Here is a 23,743-nt window from a genome sequence, read left to right as displayed (position 1 = left end):
GTGGCCGGGAAGCGTCTGGCGAACGGCCGAAATCAACTACTTGTGGCACCCCGCGACTCCTCCGCATAATCCGGATCACGTTTTGTCGAGCCCATGACATCCATGCGCGACGCATCTGTGTCTACGCGGGTCGACCACGTGCTGAGCACCCGCCGGTACCGCTTTCGTGCACTGCCCCCAGCATTCCCCCCTCCACGGAAGGCAGCCCCATGAACCAGCCGCGTCAGCTCATGCGTGTCCTCAAGAGATGCGCCGCCACCAGCGCGGTCATCCTGGCCGCTGTGAGCCTCCAGCTCACCCCGGCCTCGGCGACACCCGCCCACACCCCGTCGACGCCGGCGTCGGTCAAGAACGTGGCCCCGATCGCCCCGCCCGTCGTCGGCGGCACCCGGGCGGCGCAGGGCGAGTTCCCCTTCATGGTCAGGCTCTCCATGGGCTGTGGTGGCGCGCTCTACGCCCCCAACATCGTCCTGACCGCCGCGCACTGCGTGGACGGGAGCGGCAACAACACCAGCATCACCGCGACCACCGGCGTCGTGGACCTCCAGAGCTCCAGCGCCGTGAAGGTCAAGTCCACCAAGGTCCTCCAGGCACCGGGATACGACGGCGCAGGCAAGGACTGGGCGCTGATCAAGCTCGCCAAATCGGTCAACCAGCCCACGCTGAAGATCGCCACGACCACCACGTACAACACCGGCAACTTCACGATCGCCGGCTGGGGCGGGGCGACCGAGGGCGGCGCCCAGCAGCGCTACCTGCTCAAGGCGACGGTCCCCTTCGTCTCCGACGCGAGCTGCCAGTCGTCGTACAGCGGCGACATCATCACCGGCGAGGAGATCTGCGCCGGCTTCCCGCAGGGCGGTACCGACACCTGCCAGGGTGACTCCGGCGGCCCGATGTTCCGCAAGGACAACAACGGCGCCTTCATCCAGGTCGGCATCGTGAGCTGGGGCAACGGCTGCGCGCGGCCGGGCTTCCCGGGCGTCTACACCGAGGTCTCGACCTTCGCGTCGGCCATCGCGCAGGCGGCGTCGACTCTCTGACCCGCACGCCCTGACCCGCACACCCTGAACCGCACGCGCTGACCCGTACGACCTGAGGACAGGTGCCGGACCGATCACTGGTCCGGCATCTGTCCTTCTTCCCGGTCTTCCCGGTTACTTCCCTGTTACGGCGCCCGGACGTCTAAGCTTCGCGATCATGACGACGAGTAATCAGGGCATCGACGAGCCCGTACGCGCCGAACTGGAACGCCTCCGCGGAAGCATCGACAACATCGACGCGGCTGTGGTCCACATGCTCGCCGAGCGCTTCAAATGCACCCAACAGGTGGGCCACCTCAAGGCCGAACACCGGCTCCCGCCCGCCGATCCGGCCCGTGAAGCCCGCCAGATCACCCGGCTGAGGCAGCTCGCCGAGAGCGCCAAACTGGACCCGGCGTTCGCCGAGAAGCTCCTCAACTTCATCATCGCCGAGGTCATCCGCCACCACGAACGGATCGCCGACGGGCCGTCCGCCGCCGACCGCTGACGGCGGCCGCACCCCCGGCGACGCACCCCGGCGACGCACCCCCCGGCGACGCGGCCCCGGTGGCCATGACCCGCGCCACCGCTACCGGATGAACCTCGGCATCCACCTCGCCCGGTAATCGGCATGGCTCGGATACTGCGCCGCCATCTGCCGTACGGCGAACCCCAGACCGATGGCCCTGACCGACGTGTGGTCGTACGCGGCGGTGTCCGTGTCCAGCTCGGCGATCTGCGCGTACTCGTCGACAACGACCCGGCTCGCCGCGACACGGCGCAGCGTGTCGGCCGGGTCCTGGCGCGCGATGTGCGCGTCGTACCGCTCGGACTTCAGGCTGAAGGCGATGACCCCGCTCCGGCCGTGGACCTCCCCGGGGAGGTCCTTGGGAGTCCACCAGACGTCACCGCCCGCGTCCCGCGCGAGCAGCGCCTCCTCGTCGAGACGGGCGCGGACGAACGCGATCAGGTCCGTGTTGTCGCTCACGCGCGCGTTCCTCCCGCCGCGGGCGAACCGGCGCCGCCCCTGGCCCCGCGTACCCACGCGCGGCCACCGCCACTGTCACGGCCGGTGATACGGGGCGCACCGAGAGCGCCCCCGGGTTCGCGGAAACGGCGGGCAGGGCCGGCCGCCGTCCCGTCGAGCTTGGCAATGTCCATGCCCGGCATTCTCCCGCAGCGACGGACACCGACCGCGTACGAACAGCGGAGTGCGGGAAAGCACCCGCGAGCCGCCGCCGAACCGCTCCGGCCGCCCCCCGGGAAGCCGAACCCCCGGGAATACGTGCGCCCACAGCGTAGCGAACCCTGCTGCGCCACTCCTGCCCCATCAGGCAGCATGGCCACCATGTCCGTACTGACGCGCGACGAAGCGCAGACCCGAGCCCAACTCCTCGACGTGCACCGCTACACGGTCGCCCTCGACCTCACCACCGGCGACGAGACCTTCGACTCCCGGACCGTCATCCACTTCACCACCCGGGCGGCCGGGGACACCTTCGTCGAGCTGAAGCCCGCCACGCTGCGCTCCGTCACGCTCGACGGACACACCATCGACCCCGCCACGCTCACCGAGAACAGGCTCGCCCTCACCGGGCTCGACGCCGGCGCACACGAACTCCGCGTCGATGCCGACATGCTCTACTCCCGGACCGGCGAGGGCATGCACCGCTTCACCGACCCCGCCGACGGCGAGACCTACCTCTACACCCAGATGTTCATGGAAGACGTCCAGCGCGTCTTCGCCGCCTTCGACCAGCCCGACCTCAAAGCGGTCTTCGAACTCACCGTCACCGCACCTGAAGCCTGGACCGTCCTCGGCAACAGCATCGCCACCCCCACCGGCCAAGGCCGCTGGACCCTCGCCCCCACGCCCCTCATCTCCACCTACCTCGTCGCCGTCGCGGCGGGACCCTGGCACTCCGTACGCACCGAACACGCCGGAATCCCCTTCGGCATCCACTGCCGGCGCTCCCTCGCCCCCCACCTCGACACCGACGCCGACGAACTCCTCGACCTCACCCGCGCCTGCTACGACCGCTACCACGTGAAGTTCACGGAGCCCTACCCCTTCGACTCCTACGACCAGGCCTTCGTCCCCGAGTTCAACGCGGGCGCCATGGAGAACCCCGGCCTCGTCACCTTCCGCGACGAATTCGTCTTCCGCAGCGCCGTCACCGAGACCGAGCGCCAGACCCGTGCCATGGTCATCGCGCACGAGATGGCGCACATGTGGTTCGGCGACCTCGTCACGCTCGCCTGGTGGGACGACATCTGGCTCAACGAGTCCTTCGCCGAGTACATGGGCTACCAGACCATCACCGAAGCCACCCAGTACACCGGCAGTTGGGTCGACTTCGGCATCGGACGCAAGGCCTGGGGTTACGACGCCGACCAGCGGCCCTCCACCCACCCCGTCGCCCCCGACCACGAGGCCGTCCCCGACACCGCGTCCGCGCTGCTCAACTTCGACGGGATCTCCTACGCCAAGGGCGCCTCCGCCCTCCGCCAACTCGTCGCCTGGCTCGGCGAGAAGGACTTCCTCGCCGGCATCAACGTCCACATCGAACGCCACAAGTACGGCAACGCCACCCTCGCCGACTTCATCGACTCCCTCGCCAGGAGCACCGACCGCGACGTCCACACCTGGGCCGAGCGGTGGCTCCGCACCACCGGCGTCGACACCCTCACCCCGGAGATCACCACCACCCCCGCCGGCTGGACCCTCGACGTCGCCCACACCGGCAGCCGGCCCCACCACATCCACGCCGGTACGTACGACCGCGACGTCGTCGACCCCGCCAGGCTCGTACGCCGCGACCTCCTCGAACTCGACCTGCCCGCCACCGCCGACGCCACCGCCAGGCCAGGCCGCCGCCCCGCCCTCGTCGTACTCAACGACGGCGACCTCACCTACGCCAAGGTCCGCCTCGACCCCGAATCCTGGAACACCGCACTCGACGCGCTGTCCGGCGTCCCCGACGCCCTCACCCGCGCCGTCATCTGGAACGCCGCACGCGACATGGTCCGCGACGGCGAACTCCCGCCCACCGCCTACCTCGAAGCGGCCCGCGCGCACCTCCCCCGCGAACAGGACCTCGCCGTCGTCGAAGGCGTCCTCGCCTTCGCCGCAGGACAGATCACCGACCGCTACCTCACCCCCGAGGACAGGCCCGCCGGCCTCGCCACCCTCACCGCCGTCTGCCGCGACCTCATCCGCCGCACCGAGGACGGCTCCCACCCGGGGCTGCGCCTCGCCGCCGTACGGCACTTCATCGACGCCGCCACCCAACCCGAGGGCATCCAGGACTGGTTGACCTCCGGCGGCGTCCCCGGCGGCCCCGAACTCGACCCCGAACTGCGCTGGCGCGTCCTCAAGCGCCTCGCCGTCCTCGGCGCTATCGACGAGGGCGCCATCGCCACCGAACTGGAGCACGACCCCAGCGCCACCGGACAGGAAGGCGCCGCCCGCTGCCGCGCCGCCCTCCCCGACCCGGAGGCCAAGGCCGCCGCCTGGGACCGGCTCTTCGGCTCCGACGACCTCTCCAACTACCTGTTCGTCGCCACCGCCCAGGGCTTCTGGCAGCCCGAACAGACCGACCTCGTCAAGGAGTACGTGCCCCGCTTCTTCCCCGAGGCGGCAGCCGTCGCCGCCCGCAGGGGCCCGGTCATCGCGGCGGCCGCCGGACGCTACGCCTTCCCCGGCCACGCGATCGACCAGGACACCCTGGACCTCGGCCGCCAGTGCCTGGACGGCGACGAGCTGCTGCCCGCCCTGCGCCGCGCACTCATCGACCAGCTCGACGACCTGCGGCGCGCGCTGCACGTACGCCGGGCCTGACACCGCCGCCCCGGCTCCGTGCCGGGCGCGGTCCGTACGCACGCCGGCGCGGTCCCTCGGGCCACTGAGGGAACCGCGCCCGCCCGCGCCCCCGCGCCGCCTCGGTACGGGACCGCACCGCCGTACGGCCGGAACGCGCGCCGTCCGCGCGCCCTACGTACACCACCCCGTACCACCGCATGCCACCCGCGCGCCGCCACGACGGCCCGCGCACGTTCGTGCGCCTACCACCCACGCACCACCACCAGGGCACCAACACGCCCGTGCGGTCGGCCGGTACCACTTTCGGGTTCGGATCGTTGAGCTAGCCGGGGCACGACCAGCGACACCCGACACTCTGGTAACAGGGCCCCACGCGGACCGGGGGACGCCCCTGACCAGTACCACGGCCCACCCCCGCACCACCCCGACTCGTGGAAGGCAGCACCCCCCGATGACCCCCCAGTCAACCGACCTCGACACAGCCCACGACCTGGTGGGCATCGGTATCGGCCCCTTCAACCTCTCCCTCGCCGCACTCGCCGACGGCCTGCGCACCCCCCTCACCACCGCCTTCTTCGACCAGCGCCCCGCGTTCCACTGGCACCCCGGCCTCCTCATCGAAGGCACCACCCTCCAAGTCCCCTTCCTCGCCGACCTGGTGACCCTCGCCGACCCCACCAGCCCCTGGTCCTTCCTCAACTACCTCAAGGCCCGCGACCGCCTCTACCCCTTCTACTTCGCCGAGCGCTTCCACATCCAGCGCGCCGAATACGACGCCTACTGCCGCTGGACCAGCGAACAGCTCACCACGCTCCACTTCGGCCACCAGGTCGACGCCGTCCGCTGGAACCCCGAACGCCGCCTCTTCGAGATCGACTTCACCCAACTCGACCAGGACGGTGAGGCGGAGGCACTGGGCCGCGCCCACACCCGGAACATCGCCCTCGGCATCGGCACCGAGCCCTACATCCCCGAACCGCTCCGCCCCCTCGCCGAAGCGCCCACCGTCCCCGTCATCCACGCCGCCGACTACCTCGCCAACCGCGAACGCTTCCTCGCCGCGGGACACATCACCGTCATCGGCTCAGGACAGTCCGGCGCGGAAATCTTCCTCGACCTGCTCCGCGCCCGGCCCGCCGGAGCGGAGAGAATCCACTGGCTCGCCCGCACCGAGGCGTTCGCACCCATGGAGTACTCCAAGCTCGGCCTGGAACAGTTCACCCCCGACTACGCCCGCTACTTCCACGCCCTGCCCGAACACGTACGCGGCGAACTCCTCCCGCGCCAGTGGCAACTCCACAAAGGCATCGACGCCGACACCATCGCGGCCATCCACGACGAGCTGTACCGGCGCTCCCTGCACGGCGGCTGGCCCGACGCCGTCCTCACCCCAGGAGTCAGCGTCCGTACCGCGGGGCGCGTCGCCACCACCAAGGTCGAACTCCACCTGGAGCACACCCAGCAGGCCACCCGCTCCAGGCTCACCACCGACGCCGTCATCCTCGCCACCGGCTACCGCGAACGCCGGGTCGACCGCATCCTCGCCGGCATCGACCCCTACATGCGCCGCGACAGCTCCGACCGGCCCCGCATCGACCAGCACCACCGGCTCGTCCTCGACCCCTCGGTCAGCGGCACCATCTACGTGCAGAACGGCGAACGCCACACCCACGGCGTCGGCGCACCCGACCTCGGCCTCGCCGCCTGGCGCAGCGCGTCCATCCTCAACCACCTCACCGGCGACGAGCCCTACCCCCTGCCGCGCCGCACCGCCTTCACCACCTTCGGCCTGGAGGACCGGAACCGGGCCCACTCGGTACCCGCACCGAGGGGCCTGGTCCCCCTCACCGAAGTCCGCTGAACGCGCGGGGGTCAGTCCCGCTGGGCGTGCGCCGGCAGAGTGCGCAGTCGCATCGTCTTCGCCGTGCTGGAGCCGAAGCCGTAATCGAGGATCTTCGCGGCGTCGGTGAAGCGGTCGGGGCTGTTCAGGACCACGCCCACCACGGTCTTGTCGCCACGTGTGGCGGCGAAGACCAGGCAGAGCCCGGCGGCGGTGCCACTGCCGGTCTTGATGCCGATGACGCCCTGGTACGAGCCGAGCAGTTCGTTGGTGTTGAACCAGGTGTACGTGCGCACACCGCCGTTGGCGGCCGGAGCCGACGCGGTGTACTGCGCGGTCTTGACGATCGTACGGAAGTCGGCGTTCTCCATGGCGTGTTCGGCCATCTTCGCCAGGTCGCGCGGGGTGGAGTAGTTGTCGCCGCCGGGGGAGATGCCGTCGAAGGAGTCGAACTCGGTGTCCTTGAGCCCGAGCGCGGCGGCCTCCTTGTTCATCATCGCGATGAACGAAGCGGTGCGGGCCGCGACGGTCGTCCCGGTGCCGAAGGTGTCGGCCAGGGCGTACGCGGCGTCGCAGCCCGAGGGCAGCATCGTCGCGTACAGGAGCTGACGAACCGTCAGTACGTCTCCGGTGCGCAGGTCGGCGGTGCTCGCCCCCTGAGCGGCGACGTAGTCGCGGTAGGTCTGCTTGACGGTCACCTGGCGGTCGAGGTCGACGCCCCTGACGCCGAGCACCACGGCGGCCGTCATGATCTTGGTGGTGCTGGCCATCTGACGCCTGGTGTCCGCCGTCTTGGCGAAGACGGTGGCCCCGGACGCCTCGTCGAGCAGCACGGCGCCCGTGGCGCTGACGGACGGCGCGGCGGGGGACGGCGCGGTGGCGGCCTGTGCGGTGGAGGCCAGGGGGGAGAGGGCGAGGACAGCACCGATGGTGAGGGCCCCCACGGAGGCTCTGAGCAGGCGGCGGCGGCCACCTGCCAGCAGGGGTGCTCCGGGTCGGCGAATGTCGCGTAGTTGGTTCACAGTCGGGTCAACAGGTTGGCCCCACCACCAGGTTGCCTTCACACCCGATGTTTCTCCCTGTCCGGAGGAAACCACCGCACCGACCGCCTCACTCCCCTTCCTCCTCGAAGAAGAGGAACGCCACCAGCCCGCGCATGAGTCCCCGTCAGCGGACCGGCGGGGACTCATGAACGTTCGAACTAGAAGACCGGCGTACCGTCCCGCGTCAGCTTCCAGTCCACCGAGGCGAACGCCGACGGATCCACCGAACCCGCCGCCGTCACCCAGGCGATGATCGTGTTACGGATCTCGTCCGAATTCGCCCACACCTGCTGAGCCGCCGCGACATGCGGGAAATTGCCGCCGCCGCTCGCCCGGTAATTGTTCACCGCCAGCACGAACTGGGCAGCCGGATCAAGTGGCTTACCCTCGAACATCAGATTGGCGATCCGCGAACCCGCCGCCTTCGCGATATCGATCTCGTACGTCAGACCCGACACCGCGTCGTAGTTGTAATCCGGTGTGTTCCCCGCATTCGTCAGCTTCGACGTATCGACAGGAGCACCGGCCGCCGTCTGCACATAATACTGGGCGGAGAACTCCAGATAGTCCTTGATCTGCGCTCCCGTCACCAGCCGCGCCTCCAAGGTGTTCTCGAACGGATAGAGACCCGCCGCGTCCTTGATGGTCACGTCGCCCGCCGGGATCACCGCCGTACGCGAGAAACACGACGCCTGCGACAACACGGGCAACGCCGCCCACTCGCCGCCGGCCAGCGCCGCCTTCACCGTCTCCGCCTGCACATGGTTGATCAAGTCGATGATCGGCTCGTCCTTCCACGGGGCGTCCACCGTCGTCATCGCCACCGTCGACGTACCGATCACCTCGTTCACGTACGCGATCACCTTGCGGTGCTCATCGAGGAGCAGACTGGTGATCTTCCGGTCCTCGACGGCCGTATTCGAGTTCAGAACCCTGGAACCGACCCGCTCGACCTTCCAGCAACCCCGCTCCCACACCAGATCGAAATCAAAAACAGTCAGCCGCTGCCCCCACTTGAGCGGCTCGGAAAGCACCACTTCCTTGCCCGACGCCTTGTTCACCACCCGGCGCTCGGGAATCTCCACATGCGCGTGCCCCACCAGAATCGCGTCGATACCGGGCACCTGCTCCGCCACCAGGGCGGCGGCGTTCTCCACGTACGGCACCTGATCCCCGTACGACGACGTCCCGTCAGCGCCCGAATGCGCCGACACGATCACCACATCCGCACCCATCGAACGCAGCTTCGGCACCCACTTCGCCGCCTGCTCCTCAAGACCGGGAAACGTCATCTTCCCCTGGACATTCGCCTTGTCCCAGATCGCGATCCCGGGATTCGTCAACCCCAGAATCGCCACCCGCACCTCACGCCCCTCGGGCGAACGCAACTTCTTCATGACGTACGGGGCGAACGCCGGCTTCAGCGTCTTCGCGTCGAGCGCGTTCGCGCCCAGCAACGGGAAATCCAACTGCGACTCGAACTTCCGCAGCACCGGAATGCCGTAGTTGAACTCGTGGTTACCGAGCGCCGCGGCGTCGTACCCCATCGCATTCATCGCCTGCGCCATCGGATGCACGGGACCACGCTTCGCCGTGATCGGATCGATCCGCGCGTAGTAATACGACAGTTGCGTACCCTGAATCGTGTCGCCCGCGTCGATCAGCAGCGTGTTACGGCGGCCCTTCTCGTGGCGAATCCCCTCCACCATGGTGGAAATCTTCGCCAGCCCGACGTCGTTGTGATCGGCGTCGTCGAACTCCTTGTCCGTGAAGTAATCCCAGTTGAACACATTCCCATGCATGTCCGTCGTGCCCAGCACGGTGAACGAATACCGCTGCGCCGGACGCCCGTGCCCGTGCCCACCGCCATGCTGACGACCCACCGCCTCGGCAGGCCCGGCGACCCCACCCGCCAGGGCGGCACCCGCCCCGGCAGCAGCCGAGCTCCCCAGGAACGTCCTTCTGTCCAGCGGCATTTCTACTCCCTCGATCCAGCGAACAACGCGCGTAGATTCTGGCCCAGAACCCCCAACTCGCAACACCCCCCACAGGTTTCGTTTGGATGACCACCCATCACGGCGCCCAGATGCGACAGTGGTTCCACCCGCCGCACCGCACCGCAGAAGGAGCCGCGCCATGACCGCCGACACACCCGAGACGCCCGGCACCCCCGCCCCGTACGGCACCCCCGACGCACCCAGGGTCGCCGTCCGAGGCGAAGCACACCTCGAGGTCGACCCCGAAATCGCCCGCATCGGCATCGCCGTCTCCACCCGCTCCGCCGACCGCCGCACCGCCGTCGCCGACCTCACCCGCCGCAACAACGACGTCATCGCCCTCATCAAGGCCTACGGCGACGCCGTCGAAAAACTCGAAACCGGTACGTACTCCATCAGCCCCGAACTCACCAAACGAGGCCGGGGCGAACGCATCCACGCCTACCACGGGCGCGTACACATCACCGCCGAACTCACCGACTTCACCGTCCTCGGCGAACTCACCACCCGCCTCGCCGATCTCGACCTCACCCACATCACCGGACCCTGGTGGGGACTGCGCCCGAACTCACCGGCACGCGCCGAGGCCCGCCGCCAAGCCGTACGCGAAGCGGTCCAGCGCGCCCGCGAGTACGCCGGGGCCCTCGGCGCCGAACTCGCCGCTCTCGTCGAACTCGCCGACATCGGCGCCGAGAACTCCGGCGGATACGGCGCGCCCGCACCGGGCGGGAGCCTCCGCAACCGCGCCGCCTACGGAGGCGCCGCCGATCCCGAGCAGACCCCGGCCCTCGACCTCGAACCCCAGCGCCAAACCCTCCACGCCCACGTCAACGCCCGCTTCACCATGACACCGCCCGACCTCGGCGCGTAATTCCCGACGCACCGTGGTCGCTCAAAGGAGCACGCCAGCGCACAATTCAAGGCTTGTTAACAACTCGTCATGCGAAAGGCCATCGGAATACATCCCCAACCAATTTCCTACCCGCCGGTAAGGTCTACGCTCCATATATGCGCCGAGCGAAAATCGTCTGCACCCTGGGCCCCTCCACCGACAGCTACGAGCAGATCAAAGCCCTGATCGAAGCCGGAATGGACGTCGCCCGCCTCAACCTCAGTCACGGCACCTACGCCGAACACGCGGAGCGCTATCACCACGTACGGAAAGCCGCCGACGAGACCGGCCGCAGCGTCGGAATCCTCGCCGACCTACAAGGTCCGAAGATCCGACTCGGCACCTTCCGCGAAGGCCCGGTACTCCTTGAACGCGGCGACGAATTCACCATCACCGTCGAACCCCACCCCGGCGACCGCCACACCTGCGGCACCACCTACGCCGGACTCGCCGCCGACCTCAGCGCCGGCGAACGCATCCTCGTCGACGACGGCAAGGTGGCCCTGCACGTCACCTCCGTCGAAGGCCCCCGCATCCACACCACCGTCCTCGAAGGCGGCCTCGTCTCCGACCACAAGGGCCTCAACCTCCCCGGCGTCGCCGTCTCCGTCCCCGCGCTCTCCGAGAAGGACGTCGAAGACCTCCGCTGGGCCCTGCGCACCGGCGCCGATGCCATCGCCGCCTCCTTCGTACGCACCGGCGACGACATCCACGACATCCACCGCGTCATGGACGAGGAGGGCATCAGGCTCCCCGTCATCGCCAAGATCGAAAAACCACAGGCGGTCGAGAACATCGACGGCATCGTCGCCGCCTTCGACGGCATCATGGTCGCCCGCGGCGACCTCGGCGTCGAAATGCCTCTCGAACACGTGCCCATGGTCCAGAAACGCGCCATCAGCCTCGCCCGGCGCAACGCCAAACCCGTCATCGTCGCCACCCAGATGCTCGAATCGATGATCGAGAACTCCCGCCCCACCCGCGCCGAAGCCTCCGACGTCGCCAACGCCGTCATCGACGGCACCGACGCGGTGATGCTCTCCGGCGAGACCAGCGTCGGCAAATACCCCGTCGAAACGGTCAAGACCATGGGACGCATCGTGGAAGCCGCCGAGGAAGACCTCCTCGCCAAAGGCCTCCCCGAACTCGACGAGAGCACCAAACCCCACACCCAGGGCGGCGCCGTGGCCCGCGCCGCCGCCGAAATGGGCGACTTCCTCGACGCCAAGTACCTCGTCGCCTTCACCCAGTCCGGCGACACCGTCAAACGCCTCAGCCGCTACCGCTCCCCGATCCCCCTGCTGGCCTTCACCCCCGACGCGGCGACACACGGCCGGCTCAACCTGACCTGGGGAGTGGAAGCGTTCCTGATCACCCAGGCCGAGACGACGGACGCGATGGTCGACCAGGTCGACGAGACGCTGCTCCGGATCGGCCGCTGCCGGAAGGGCGACCTGGTGGTGATCACGGCAGGCTCCCCGCCGGGCGTGGCGGGCACGACGAACCTGGTACGGGTGCACCACGTCGGCGAGGACGACAGTCCGAAGTAGGACGGGGGCAGCGGACGGAGTCAGTACTTGGGGCCGACGTGGACGTCCATGAGGGCGACGGACGCCTTGCGGGCGACGGAGATGTTCTGGACGATGCGGCTCTTCTGGTTGCCGGGCTTCCACTCCACGCCGACCGCGTCGAGGGTCTCGGTGAAGAACCGCAGAATGTCGGCCGACGCGTTGGAGAAGAAGTAGCGCGTGTACTCGTACCGCTTGCGCTCGCCGCCGATGATCTTCTCTGTCCAGTTGGTGATCCGGCAGCCGTCGGAATGGATGAGACCCCGGATGAACGGCCAGGGGTACTCGTCCACGATCCGTTGCTGCCACGGCGCGAGCGCCAGCATGCGGTCGTGCTTCTTGCCCGGGCCGTGCTGGGGGAACAGGCACGGCAGGTGCTTGGAGTACACCTTGATGTTGGTGGCCCCCTCTCTGCGGACCCGGCAGGTGGCGTTGTCCGGGTAGACGGTGGCCATGGCGGACTGTGCTTCGTCCTGGATGCCTGGCCAGGCGTTGTCCAGGGTGATCGTGAGGCTGGGAGTTCTGTGCCTGGAGTAGTGGCTGATGTGGCCGTCGCCGAGGTAGAGCCCCAGCAGGTAGGCGTAGGCGGCGTTGTCGAGCGGACGGTCGTCGCAGACCGGGCAGAGTAACGAACGGCGTGGCGGGACCCGTTCGCCGCGCTTCTTGCGGTCTTCGTGGAGCCAGTAGCCGACGGTTCCGACCGGGACGTTCAGCCGGCGGGCGACGTCCGCGTTCCGGGCACCGCCGCGTAGAAGGGTGAGTGCCTGCTGTCGCACCGGAGTGCCGTGAAAGTACATGGAGCCACTCTGTGTTACTCCATCTGGCGCTGCGTAACGAAAAGTGGATGTTCACGAGAACGTGAACATCCACTTTCGCTGGTACCGGGTGCGGGACTCGAACCCGCAAGCCCTCACGGGCAGAGGTGTTTGAGACCTCCGTGTATACCATTCCACCAACCCGGCCGGCGCTGCCGAGAGTCTACCGGGTCCCTGGACTCCGATGCCTCTGGGTAGGCTCATGGAGAGCAGTATCGCGTCTCGAACAAGGAGCCCCGTGACCACCCCCGAAGCGCCCCAGCCCGCCGACGACGGCGACAAGTCGCACGTCCCGCCGCTGACGACGCGCGTCGTCATCGCCGAGGACGAGGCTCTGATCCGTCTCGACCTCAAGGAGATGCTCGAAGAGGAGGGCTACTCCGTCGTGGGCGAGGCCGGTGACGGGCAGCGGGCCGTCGAGCTGGCCCGGGAGCACCGGCCCGATCTGGTCATCCTCGATGTGAAGATGCCGGTGCTCGACGGGATCTCCGCCGCCGAGCAGATCGGCGCCGAATCCATCGCGCCCGTCCTGATGCTGACCGCCTTCTCGCAGCGTGATCTCGTGGAGCGGGCTCGCGATGCCGGGGCCATGGCGTATCTCGTGAAGCCCTTCAGCAAGACCGATGTGGTCCCGGCGATCGAGATGGCGGTGTCGCGTTTCAACGAGCTGCGGGCGCTGGAGGGTGAGGTCGCCGATCTCACTCAGCGGCTGGAGACGCGGAAGCTCGTCGACCGTGCGAAGTCGATCCTCCAGACGCAGTACGGGCTGACCGAGCCGGCCGCTTTCCGGTGGATCCAGAAGACGTCGATGGACCGTCGTCTGTCGATGCAGCAGGTCGCCGAGGCCGTCATCGAGGACGCCGAGGAGAAGAAGGCGGCGAAGGGGCAGTAGCCCAGCCGCCGCTCAGTCGTGGGCTCGCCGTAGCTCCGCCGTACTACACGGCGAGTGTGGCGAGCGATTCCCGCCACAGCCGCCCGGCCTGCTCCGGGTCGAGCGCGTGGTCGGCGACTCCGTAGAACGGCCTGGCGGGGGTGTGGGGCTCCGCCTCCTCACAGTCCTCGAAGTAGCGCCCGCCGATGCCTTCGAGGCTCGGTGCGGTGGCGAGGAGGACGGACGTGGCCGCGCCCTGTTCGGGGGTTTTGAACTCGTAGTTGGCCGCCGCGGCCGCCAGGTCCTCCGGGCTGTAGTCGCGCGCGAGGCTGGTCATGACGGCGCCCGGGTTGGCGGTGTTGGTGGTGATGCCGTCGGCGGCCCAGCGCTTCTGCGCTTCGACGGCGAACAGCGCGGTGGCGGTCTTGGACCGGCCGTACGCCTTCAGGGCGTCGTACGGGCGCTTGCGGAAGTCGAGGTCGTCCAGGTCGAGGGGCGCATCGAGGTGCCCGTTCGAGCTGAGTGATACGACGCGCGCGCCGCCGGCCGCAGCGAGGGCCGGGTGGAGCCCGGTGGCGAGGGCGAAGTGGCCCAGGTGGTTGGTGGCGAACTGGAGCTCCCAGCCCTCCGGTGTGCGCCTCTCGGTGGTGGTGAGTACGCCGGCGTTGTTGATGAGGATGTGCAGTGGGCCGTCCCATGCGGTGACGAACGCGCCGACGGAGGCGGGGTCGGCGAGGTCGAGCCGGGCGACGTGGATCTTTGTGTTGCCGGTGCCGGCCGTGAGGTCGTCGGCCGTACGCCGGCCAGCCTCGGTGTCGCGGACGGCGAGGGTGACGTCGGCTCCGGCCGAGGCGAGTGCGCGGGCGGTTTCGACGCCGATTCCTGAGGTGGCGCCGGTGACGACGGCCCGGCGCCCGGTGAGGTCGGTGCCGTGGACGACCTCGGCCGCGGTGGACTGTGCGCTGAAGTCGGTGGTGATGCGTGTGGTGGGGTTCATGGGTTCAAGGCAACCACCGCCGGGGCCTCCGTACGGTCCCTGAGGGGGTCTGCTCGTACCCGGGGTCCGGCCGTTCCCCCTTACGGCCGGACCCTGTCACACCACCCCTGTCACACCGCCCCGGTCATACGCGGCGTACGACGTGCAGCAGGTACTCCTTGCGGTTGAGCGGGTTGTGGTCGGTCCTGGGGCGGGTGGGGGGTGTCCCCGTGACGGGCCGGTAGTGGTCGAAGGCGGCTTCGAGTACGCCCTCGCCGCTGGTGAGGGTGGGGAGTTCCTGGCCGAGCCGGTGGACGTGGGCGGCGGGGATCTCGCCTTCGAGCCGGTACGAGGCGCCCTGGGTGGCCGTGGTCCGTGGGACGGCCCGGAGTTGGGCGAGGAGGGGGAGTACGGCCGAGAGTGTGTCGGCGGGTGCGTCGAGCTGGAAGCGGTGCATCGGTTCGTACACGGTGGTGCCGGCCTGGCGGAGCGCTTCCATCAGCAGCAGTGGTGTGAGGTTGCGGAAGTCTCCGGGGGTGCTGGGCGGGGGTTTGTGGCCGGAGTGGGTCATGGTGACGGTGCAGTCGGTGACCTGCCAGCCGCGAAGTCCTTGCTGGAGGGTTTCCCGTACGGCGTCCTCGACGGCGGTGAAGAACGCGGCGGGCATGGAGCCGAGTTCGACCCCGAGCCGGAAGGTGGTGCCGGCGCCGGTGGGGGCGGGGTCGATCCGCAGGCCGACGGTGGCGCGGAACGGGTTGGTGGGCTTTCCGATGATCTCGTGCGCGGCGCCGGTGCCGGTCGGGCGTTCGACGCAGATGGTGGTGGTTTCGCGGAAGGTGACGTCGATGCCGTATTCGCCGGCGAGGGTGGCCTGGATGACTTCTTTCTGTACCTCGCCGTAGAGCGAGACGGAGATCTCCTGCCGGATTTCGTCGTGGCGCAGGTTGATCAGGGGGTCTTGTTCGGTGAGTTGGCTGAGGGCGGTGTGGAGCGCGCCTCTGTCCCCGGCGCGGCACGGGGTGATGACGGTTTCCAGCGTCGGCGGTGAGAAGTGGTGGCTGTCGGTGGGTGTGGTGCGTGGTGTGCCGACGGTGTCGCCGATGCGGATGTCGGGCAGGCCGCGCAGTGTGCCGATCTGTCCGGCGGTGAGGGCGGTGCGCGGGGTGGTGGCGCCGTGGTCGAAGGTGGTGATGGCGGTGATTTTGCCTTCGTCGTCCTCGCGGTACTGGAGGCGTTCCCGGGTGCGTACGGTGCCCGTGAACATGCGGACGTAGGCGATCTTCTCGCCGGCCGGGTCGCGCTCGATCTTGAACACGGTTCCGGAGGCCGGTACTTCGGCGTCCTGGCCGTCGTCCTGGCCGCCGTCCCGGGCTGTGTCCTCGGTGGCGGGGAGGAGTTCCCTGATGCCGGTGATCAGGTCGTCGGTGCCGGCGCCGGTGACGGCGGAGCCGAGGTAGACGGGGTGGATGAGCGCGCGCCGTGTCTGGTCGGCGAGTTCCTCGCGGAGCCGCCGGTAGGTGAGCGTCGCTTCGTCGTCGACGTAGGCGGCCAGGAGCGTGTCGTTGTTCGCGGCGAGCCGGTCGGCCAGTTCGGTGGCGAAGGCCGTGTCGTGGGGACCGTACGGAGTGAACCGCGCGCTGTGTGCGGTGCCCATGGGGATGATCGCCGGTGTGAGTTTCCCGGCGATGTCGTGGAGTACGCGCTCGGGGTCGGCGCCCCGGCGGTCGGTCTTGTTGACGAAGATGATCGTCGGGATGTGGAGGCGCCGCAGTGTGCGCATGAGGACACGGGTCTGCGCCTGGACGCCTTCGACGGCGGAGATGACGAGTACGACGCCGTCGAGCACGTTGAGTACCCGTTCCACCTCGGCGATGAAGTCCGGGTGGCCGGGTGTGTCGATCAGGTTGACGGTGGTGTCGTCGAGGTCGAACGAGGCGACGGCGGATTTGATGGTGATGCCGCGTTGGCGTTCGAGTGCCAGGGTGTCGGTGCGGGTGGTGCCGTCGTCGACGCGGCCGATGCTGTCGATGGCGCCGGCGGCGTGGAGCAGCCGTTCGGTCAGGCTTGTCTTACCGGCGTCGACGTGCGCCAGGATTCCCAGGTTGAGCGTTCGCACGGAGTGTCATGTCCCTCGAATAGGCAGTGGTTACCTTCGTGGTTGGCATGAACTCTCGGCGCATTTCGGCTCCTGGACGTGGTCGTGGGCGATCGGTGTCGCGGGCAGTGCACCAGATGCGGGCGGGGGCCGCAACCGATTTCCGGGGGGCCCGGCGGGCATGGCGAAGGCCCGCATCCCCTCTGTGGGGGTGCGGGCCTTCGCCGTACGGCTGGCGGGCGTACCCAGGACGTGCCCGGGACGTGCTCAGGACGTGTCCCGGGGCTGCTCCGGTCGGGTCAGTCCTCGCCCAGGTAGGCCTTGCGTACGGACTCGTCGTGCAGCAGGTCCTCGCCGGTGCCCGACAGGACGATCTTGCCGATCTCCATGACGTGCCCCTGGTCGGCGAGCGACAGGGCGGCCTGGGCGTTCTGTTCGACGAGGAGGATCGTGGTGCCCGCCGCCTTGAGTTCGACGATGGTCTCCATGATCTTCTGCATCATGATGGGGGAGAGCCCCATCGACGGTTCGTCGAGCATCAGCAGCTTGGGCTGGGACATCAGGGCGCGTCCCATGGCGAGCATCTGCTGTTCGCCGCCCGAGAGGGTGCCGGCGGCCTGCTTGCGGCGTTCACCCAGGATGGGGAAGAGGTCGTAGGCGCGCTGGACGTCCTTCTCGATGCCTGCCTTGTCGGTGCGCAGGAACGCGCCGAGCTGGAGGTTCTCCGTGATGGTCAGCCGGGGGAAGATGTGCCGGCCTTCGGGGGAGTGCGCGAGGCCCAGTGCCACGATCTTGTGGGCGGGTACGGAGGCCAGCGGCTTTCCGTCGAAGATGACGCGTCCTCCGGCGGGCTTGAGGAGCCCGGAGAGGGTGCGCAGTGTGGTGGTCTTGCCGGCGCCGTTGGTGCCGATGAGGGTGACCACCTGGCCGGCTTCGACGGTGAAGGAGATGCCCTTGACGGCTTCGATCTTGCCGTAGGCGACCTTGAGGTCCTCGACCTCCAGGAGTGCGGTCACTGCGCTTCTCCTTCCGGACCGGTCGTACCGGTGGTGCTGGGTTTCCCGGTGGCGCCGGCTGCTTCGGCCGCGTTGACCTCGTCGACTTCGGCCTGTCCGGGGTCGCCCTCGAAGGGCGTTCCCAGGTAGGCGGCGATGACGCGTTCGTCGCCCTGGACGACTTCGGCGGTGCCTTCGACGAGTTTCTCGCCCTGCACGAGGCAGGCGACGCGGTCGGAGAGGTTGAAGATGAAGCGCATGTCGTGCTCGATGACGAGGACGGCGGTGCCTCTGTCGCGGATGGCGAAGACGAGGTCTTCGGTCGCGCGGGTCTCCTGCGGGTTCATACCGGCGGTGGGTTCGTCGAGGAGGAGGAGGCCGGGCTCGCTCGCGAGGGCCCTGGCGATTTCGAGCTTGCGCTGCTCGCCGTAGGGCAGGTTGCGGGAGAGGTGGTCGGCTTTGTTCTCCAGGCCGATGAACTTCAGGAGTTCCATGGCGCGTTCGCGGGAGACCCTTTCGGCTTTCCTGAAGCCGGGGCCGCGCAGGAGCGCGGACCAGAGGCCTTCCTTGGTCCTGGTGTGGCGTCCGACGAGGACGTTCTCCAGGACGGTCATGTTGGCGAACAGCCTGATGTTCTGGAAGGTGCGGGCGATGCCGGCGCTGGTGACGAGGTGGGGCTTGGGCGGGAGGACCTTGCCCTTGTAGGAGACGGTGCCCTCGGTGGGGACGTACAGGCCGGTGAGGCAGTTGAAGAAGGTGGTCTTGCCCGCGCCGTTGGGGCCGATGAGCCCGACGATCTCGCCCGCGTTGACGGTGAGGTCGACGGAGCGTACGGCGGTGAGTCCGCCGAAGCGCATGGTGACGCCGGAGGCTTCGAGGACGGCGGTGGCGGTGTTCGGTGTGGTCGCGGTCGCGGTAGTCATCGTGGCTGTGTCCCCGCCTTGGTGACGCCGACGGTGGAGTCGGTCAGGGCCTCGTCCGACGCTGTGTCGAGTTGGCCGGTGTCGTGGAATTCGAGTTGGCGGCGCCGGTTGGCGATGATGCCTTCGGGGCGGAAGCGCATCAGCAGGATGAGGGCGACGCCGAAGGCGAGGAGTTCGTATTCCTTGAGGAAGCCGAGCTTCTCGGGGATGAGGTAGAGCAGGGTCGCGCCGAGGATGGGGCCGCCCACGGTGCCCATGCCGCCGAGGACGACGGCGGCGAGCAGGAACGCGGAGTTGGGCGGGGCCGCTCCGGCGAACTGGTACGGGCTCGGCACGACGCTGTACGTGACGTGCGCGCTGACCGTACCGGCGAGGCCGGCGAGTGTGGCGCCGAGTGCGAAGGCGATGAGCTTGACGCGGAAGCCGTTGATGCCCATGGCGGTGGCGGCTGTCTCGTCCTCGCGGATGGCGATCCAGGAGCGGCCGATCCGGGAGTCGGCGGCGCGGTTGAAGACCAGCACGACGAGTGCGGTGATCACCAGCATCAGGAAGAAGTAGTTGGCGAATCTTCCGATGGTGAAGCCGACGATGTCGTGTGCGAGGCCGAAGTCGAACCCGAAGAGGTTGAGGTCGGGGATGCTGGTGATGCCGTTGGGGCCGTTGGTGATGTCGGGTCCCGAGGAGCCGTCGAGGTTGTTGACGGCGATGCGGAAGATCTCACCGAAGCCGAGGGTGACGATGGCGAGGTAGTCGCCGCGCAGCCGCAGGGTCGGCGCGCCGATCAGGACGCCGAAGACGAGCGAGGCGGCCATGCCGACGAGTGCGGCGGCCCAGAAGGGCAGTTGGACACCGGAGAAGCGGGAGAACTCGGAGCCGGAGACCAGGGCGGCGGCGTAGGCGCCGACGCCGAGGAAGGCGACGTATCCGAGGTCGAGGAGTCCGGTGAGGCCGACGACGATGTTGAGGCCGAGGGCGACCGTACCGAAGATGAGGATGTTCACGCCGAGGTTGGCGTTGTGGTCGTTGCTCTGGGTGAACGGGAACAGCGCTGCCGCGAGGAAGGCCATGGAGGTGGCGAATCCCTTGTGGCGGGCGTTGAGTTCGGAGAATCGTTCGATGAGCCCGGCGCTGAAGAACGCCATCGCGCCGAGGACCACGAGGAGGATGAAGCCGACGAAGGTCTCGCTGTCCTCGTTGTCGATGCCGATGCCGTAGCTGAAGGCCGCGAGGCCGACGGCGGTGACGAGCGTGATGACGATCCGCTGGATCCAGGGCGCCTGTTCGGCCGCCCGGGGGAGATTCTCGGGCTTGGCCAGGTAGTCGCGTACGGAGGTGCCGGTACGCGGCAGTGCCAGGGCGCCGAGGACGCCCAGCGCGCCGCCGACGACGGCGACCCAGGCGCCGGGGTCGAGGTTGGCGAGGCCGCCGAGGTCGACCGCGATGGCGATGGCGGTGAACCAGGTGATCGCGAAGGCGCCGACCGCCGAGAGGAGCACGGGGTTGGTGGCGCCGGTGGGGTTGAGCCAGCGCAGCCCGGTCACGTTCCAGCGGGTGAGGCCGAAGAGCAGCGTGAGGAGCCCGCCGATGAGGGCGAGGATCTGGAGGCCCGCGGGGTAGCCGTAGACGGTGAGGTCGCCGGGGAATTCCGAGGTGTAGGTCCAGGACATGAACGCGCTGCCGATGGTGACGACGGCGCCGATGACAACGAGGAGGCCGGCGGGTCCTGCCGGTAGCGGGAGGACACCGCGGTTGGTGTGTTCCGTGGTGGTGGTCATGGTGTTCACGCCCTGTCCGCGACGCGTTCGCCGAGTAGGCCTTGTGGCCTCAGCAGCAGTACGAGGATGAGGAGGATGAAGGCCCATACGGTCGCCCAGGCCTGGCCGCCGAACTGTTCCATGCCGGGGATGTTGGAGATGTAGGCGGTGGCCATCGCTTCGGTGAGGCCGAGGACGATGCCGCCGAGCATGGCACCGTAGACGTTCCCGATGCCGCCGAGGACGGCGGCGGTGAAGGCCTTGAGTCCGGCGGTGAAGCCCATCGAGTAGTCGATGCTGCCGTACTTGAGACCGTAGGAGACGCCGGCGACGGCGGCGAAGATGCCGCCGATGGCGAAGGCGATCACGATGATCTTGTTGGTGTCGATGCCCATGAGCTGGGCGGTGTCAGGGTCCTGTGCGGTCGCCTGCATGGCGCGGCCGGTGCGCGAGGTGCGGATGAAGAACGCGAGACCGGTCATGCAGATGAAGGCGGCGACGACGAGGAAGATGTCGCCGCTCTGGACGTTGACGGAGCCGATGTGGATGGGGACATCGGAGATCTGCGGGAAGGTCCGTGAGGTCCTGGCGTTCGGGTAGAGGTTGAAGACAACCTGCTGGAGCGCGAGGGAGAGACCGATGGCGGTGATGAGGGGTGCGAGGCGTGGTGCGCCGCGCAGGGGCCGGTAGGCGAAGCGTTCGGCTCCGACGGCCACGAGGACGGAGACGAGTGCTCCGCCGATGAGCATGAGCGGCAGTGCTATCCAGATGGATATGCCGTCAGGCAGCAGGAGATGGACCGTGAGGGCACCGAAGGCCCCGGTCATGAAGATCTCTCCGTGGGCGAAGTTGATGAGCTGAACGATGCCGTACACCATCGTGTAACCGATGGCGATCAGCCCGTACATCGAGCCGAGGAACAGCCCGTTGGCAAGCTGCTGCGGCAGGGTGTTCACCGCATGGCCTCCATGTGATCGGGTGTGTGAGCGGGGAGGAAGGGCGAGCGACCTGCGGCAGGTGGCGGCCGGCCCGGCAGCGTGGTCGACCCACGCTGCCGGGGTGGTGCGGTGACGCTGTGCGTTGCCGCACCGGGTGGTGCGAGGGTTGTGCCGGCGGTTCTAGCCGACGTCGTACGTGCCGCTCTTCACGGCCTTCCAGGCGCCCTTGACGACCTGGTAGACGGTGAGCTGCTTGTTGGTGGTGTCGCCGTACTGGTCGAAGGCGACGGGTCCGGCGATGCCGTCGAACTTGCCGTTCTGGACCTCGGTGACGATCTTCTCGCGGGCGCCGTCGGGCACCTTGCCGTCCTTCACGACGTTGCCGACGGCCTTGATGATGGCCGTGGCGGCGTCGTAGGAGTAGCCGCCGTAGGTGCCGTAGTCACCGGGGTAGTTCTTCGCCTTGTACTTGGCGATGAAGTCCTTGGCGGTGGGCAGGGTGTCGACGGGGGCGCCGACCGAGGTGGCGAGGTCGCCCTCGGAGGCCTTGCCCGCGGTCTTGATGTACGTGTCGGAGAACATGCCGTCGCCGCCCATGAGCGGGATTTTGGCGCCGGCGTCCTTGAGCTGCTTGGTGAGGATCTCCGACTCGTCGTACTGGCCGCCGTAGTACACCATGTCGGCGCCGGAGCTCTTGATCTTGGTGACGAGGGTGGCGAAGTCCTTGTCGCCGGTGTTGACGTGGTCCTCGCCGGCGAGCTTGCCGCCCTCCTTCTGGAAGCCGGCCTTGAAGAGGCTGGCGAGGCCGGCGCCGTACGTCTGCTTGTCGTCGACGACGTAGGCGTTCTTCTTCTTGAGCGTCTCGAAGGCGTACTGGGAGGCGAAGCCGCCCTGGAGCGCATCCGTGGTGGCGGTGCGGAAGTACGACTTGTAGTCGCGCTTCTTGGTGCCGCCGTTCCAGTCCTTGCCCTGGGTCAGCTCGGGCGCGGTGTTGGAGGGGGAGATCTCCACGAGGTTCGCGCTGGCGAGGGTCTTCTGCATCGAGGTGGCGACGTTGGAGTTCAGCGGGCCGACCACGCCGAGGACGTCCTCGTTGGCGACGAAGGCGGTGGCGTTCTGCTGGCCGGTGGCGGGCAGCGTCTTGTCGTCCAGGGCCTGCACCTTGAAGGTGACACCCGGGACGGTCTTCTTCGAGTTGGCGTCGTCGACGGCGATCTGCACGCCGTACTGAATGCCGAGGCCGGTGGCGGAGTTGGCGCCGGTCAGAGGTGCGTCGACACCGATGATCACGGTGGTGCCGGAGCCGCTGCCGGAGTCGGCCTTGTCGTCGCGCGACCCGCACGCAGTGAGTGTGAGTGCTCCGGTGGTGAGCACGGTGGTGAGTATGAGCAACGAACGCTGTCGCACGAGATGAATCCTCTCCCTGGCGCGGCTGCCTCTGCTGAGGCGCCGTGTGTCTCGCCGGGCCGTACGGGGTGGTGCTGGGCCGTGCAGTGGACGCGCCCGGCGGCGCGGTGACTGGGCGTGACTATAAGCGAGGTATCGGGGTGGGAGACCGGTGAAGGTCAGGATGTGACTGTCTTGTTATGCCATGAACATGGGTAGGGGGTCGAAGTATGGACAGAGAGGGCGTTTCTGTGATCGGCCCCAGATGCCCACATTCTGAGAACCCCCAGTTCCGCTAAGGGGCTTGGGCTGATCACGGTACTGACGGGCCGCAAATGGCTCCGATGGCGGCGGCGACGTCGGTGGCGTAGGCGCGGCTGAGGACGAAACTCTCTTTCCGTATTTCGCGTGCGTTACGCAGTGTTACCGTCAGGAAGGGCAGCCTCACGTCGGCCGGAGTGGCGGCGCAGTTGTCGACGGTGACGCGCAACGTGGCCGTGCGGGTGTGCCGTTCGGTCACGGTGAAGGGCGTTTCGGGCAGCGCTGCGGTGGTCAGGGCCATGAACGGCTGGCGTACGGATTCGACGGTGACGGGCGGCCCTTGGGCGACGGTGATCCTGATGCGGAGGGTGAAGCTGTGGCTGGTCCTGTCGGGTGTTCCGGCGGGTCCCGCGTAGCTGATCCGGGTCGCCTCGACGGGGTCCGGCGCCGGAGTCACCGCCGAACGGCGGTGCGGCCCGAGGAGGTTGAAGGCCGCGGCGGCGAGTACGGCGCAGGCCGCGGCCGTGAGCAGGGCGCGGCGCCG

The 23,743-nt window shown here is 68.4% G+C and carries 19 protein-coding genes and 1 tRNA gene; 7 read left to right on the top strand and 13 right to left on the bottom strand.

Annotated elements, in window-relative coordinates; translation table 11 throughout:
* Positions 1 to 209 precede the first annotated feature (209 nt).
* Positions 210 to 1,043, top strand: coding sequence for a serine protease (locus QR77_RS08425; protein ID WP_040020679.1), 834 nt, complete (start codon positions 210 to 212; stop codon positions 1,041 to 1,043).
* Between the two features lie 157 nt (positions 1,044 to 1,200).
* Positions 1,201 to 1,530, top strand: coding sequence for a chorismate mutase (locus tag QR77_RS08420; RefSeq protein ID WP_040020677.1), 330 nt, complete (start codon positions 1,201 to 1,203; stop codon positions 1,528 to 1,530).
* 81 nt (positions 1,531 to 1,611) lie between these two features.
* Here QR77_RS08420 and QR77_RS08415 read toward each other — a convergent pair whose 3' ends face one another.
* Positions 1,612 to 2,010, bottom strand: coding sequence for a DUF6221 family protein (locus tag QR77_RS08415; RefSeq protein ID WP_040020675.1), 399 nt, complete (start codon positions 2,008 to 2,010; stop codon positions 1,612 to 1,614).
* Between the two features lie 360 nt (positions 2,011 to 2,370).
* Here QR77_RS08415 and pepN point away from each other — a divergent pair, with 360 nt between their 5' ends.
* Both pepN and QR77_RS08405 read left to right on the top strand, forming a co-directional pair.
* A complete protein-coding gene (gene pepN, locus QR77_RS08410; RefSeq protein WP_040027537.1) occupies positions 2,371 to 4,863 on the top strand; it encodes an aminopeptidase N in 2,493 nt (830 codons plus the stop codon).
* 433 nt (positions 4,864 to 5,296) lie between these two features.
* Positions 5,297 to 6,706: a SidA/IucD/PvdA family monooxygenase gene (locus QR77_RS08405; protein WP_040020674.1), complete on the top strand. Its 1,410-nt coding sequence runs from the start codon at positions 5,297 to 5,299 to the stop codon at positions 6,704 to 6,706.
* 11 nt (positions 6,707 to 6,717) lie between these two features.
* On the opposite strand, the gene QR77_RS08400 is transcribed toward QR77_RS08405, so the two are convergent.
* A complete protein-coding gene (locus tag QR77_RS08400) occupies positions 6,718 to 7,629 on the bottom strand; it encodes a serine hydrolase (RefSeq protein WP_236710565.1) in 912 nt (303 codons plus the stop codon).
* Between the two features lie 257 nt (positions 7,630 to 7,886).
* Positions 7,887 to 9,704 carry a 5'-nucleotidase C-terminal domain-containing protein gene (locus QR77_RS08395; protein WP_040020673.1) on the bottom strand — a complete coding sequence of 606 codons (1,818 nt, stop codon included), beginning with the start codon at positions 9,702 to 9,704 and terminating at the stop codon, positions 7,887 to 7,889.
* A gap of 160 nt (positions 9,705 to 9,864) precedes the next feature.
* On the opposite strand from QR77_RS08395, the gene QR77_RS08390 reads away from it, so the two are divergent.
* Together QR77_RS08390 and pyk are read left to right on the top strand one after the other, a co-directional pair.
* Positions 9,865 to 10,596 carry an SIMPL domain-containing protein gene (locus QR77_RS08390; protein ID WP_040020672.1) on the top strand — a complete coding sequence of 244 codons (732 nt, stop codon included), beginning with the start codon at positions 9,865 to 9,867 and terminating at the stop codon, positions 10,594 to 10,596.
* Positions 10,597 to 10,733: 137 nt separating this feature from the next.
* A complete protein-coding gene (pyk, locus tag QR77_RS08385; RefSeq protein WP_040020670.1) occupies positions 10,734 to 12,167 on the top strand; it encodes a pyruvate kinase in 1,434 nt (477 codons plus the stop codon).
* 20 nt (positions 12,168 to 12,187) lie between these two features.
* Here the strand turns inward: pyk and QR77_RS08380 are convergent, their stop codons facing one another.
* Together QR77_RS08380 and QR77_RS08375 are read right to left on the bottom strand one after the other, a co-directional pair.
* Complete coding sequence (locus QR77_RS08380) at positions 12,188 to 12,982, bottom strand: sigma-70 region 4 domain-containing protein (RefSeq protein WP_040020668.1); 795 nt, start codon at positions 12,980 to 12,982, stop codon at positions 12,188 to 12,190.
* Positions 12,983 to 13,061: 79 nt separating this feature from the next.
* A tRNA-Leu gene (locus tag QR77_RS08375) sits at positions 13,062 to 13,147 on the bottom strand.
* A 91-nt stretch (positions 13,148 to 13,238) separates the two neighbouring features.
* Between QR77_RS08375 and QR77_RS08370 the strand changes: the two genes are divergently transcribed.
* On the top strand, positions 13,239 to 13,892 hold the full coding sequence (locus tag QR77_RS08370; protein ID WP_040020667.1) for a response regulator: 654 nt from the start codon (positions 13,239 to 13,241) through the stop codon (positions 13,890 to 13,892).
* A 43-nt stretch (positions 13,893 to 13,935) separates the two neighbouring features.
* Here the strand turns inward: QR77_RS08370 and QR77_RS08365 are convergent, their stop codons facing one another.
* From QR77_RS08365 to QR77_RS42090, 8 genes are all read right to left on the bottom strand, one after another.
* Positions 13,936 to 14,868, bottom strand: a complete 933-nt coding sequence (locus QR77_RS08365; protein ID WP_040020666.1) for an SDR family NAD(P)-dependent oxidoreductase — start codon at positions 14,866 to 14,868, stop codon at positions 13,936 to 13,938.
* Between the two features lie 124 nt (positions 14,869 to 14,992).
* The gene (locus QR77_RS08360) at positions 14,993 to 16,963 is read right to left on the bottom strand and encodes a TetM/TetW/TetO/TetS family tetracycline resistance ribosomal protection protein (protein ID WP_040020662.1); all 1,971 of its coding nucleotides are present in this window, start codon (positions 16,961 to 16,963) and stop codon (positions 14,993 to 14,995) included.
* A 278-nt stretch (positions 16,964 to 17,241) separates the two neighbouring features.
* Positions 17,242 to 17,958, bottom strand: a complete 717-nt coding sequence (locus QR77_RS08355) for an ABC transporter ATP-binding protein (RefSeq protein WP_040020660.1) — start codon at positions 17,956 to 17,958, stop codon at positions 17,242 to 17,244.
* Complete coding sequence (locus QR77_RS08350; RefSeq protein ID WP_040020658.1) at positions 17,955 to 18,860, bottom strand: ABC transporter ATP-binding protein; 906 nt, start codon at positions 18,858 to 18,860, stop codon at positions 17,955 to 17,957. The genes QR77_RS08355 and QR77_RS08350 overlap by 4 nt, the downstream gene beginning before the upstream one ends.
* Positions 18,857 to 20,635, bottom strand: a complete 1,779-nt coding sequence (locus tag QR77_RS08345; RefSeq protein ID WP_040027535.1) for a branched-chain amino acid ABC transporter permease — start codon at positions 20,633 to 20,635, stop codon at positions 18,857 to 18,859. The genes QR77_RS08350 and QR77_RS08345 overlap by 4 nt, the downstream gene beginning before the upstream one ends.
* Before the next feature lie 5 nt (positions 20,636 to 20,640).
* Positions 20,641 to 21,570: a branched-chain amino acid ABC transporter permease gene (locus QR77_RS08340; RefSeq protein ID WP_040020656.1), complete on the bottom strand. Its 930-nt coding sequence runs from the start codon at positions 21,568 to 21,570 to the stop codon at positions 20,641 to 20,643.
* Positions 21,571 to 21,732: 162 nt separating this feature from the next.
* Positions 21,733 to 22,959: a branched-chain amino acid ABC transporter substrate-binding protein gene (locus tag QR77_RS08335; RefSeq protein WP_173476280.1), complete on the bottom strand. Its 1,227-nt coding sequence runs from the start codon at positions 22,957 to 22,959 to the stop codon at positions 21,733 to 21,735.
* A gap of 292 nt (positions 22,960 to 23,251) precedes the next feature.
* On the bottom strand, positions 23,252 to 23,743 hold a 492-nt coding region (locus QR77_RS42090; RefSeq protein WP_160310891.1), incomplete at its 5' end, for a hypothetical protein.

Source organism: Streptomyces sp. 150FB (assembly GCF_000818195.1).
In the GTDB taxonomy this organism is placed as follows: domain Bacteria; phylum Actinomycetota; class Actinomycetes; order Streptomycetales; family Streptomycetaceae; genus Streptomyces.
Note: the sequence above shows the minus strand (reverse complement) of the source record. Positions and strands in the feature narration are given on the sequence as shown.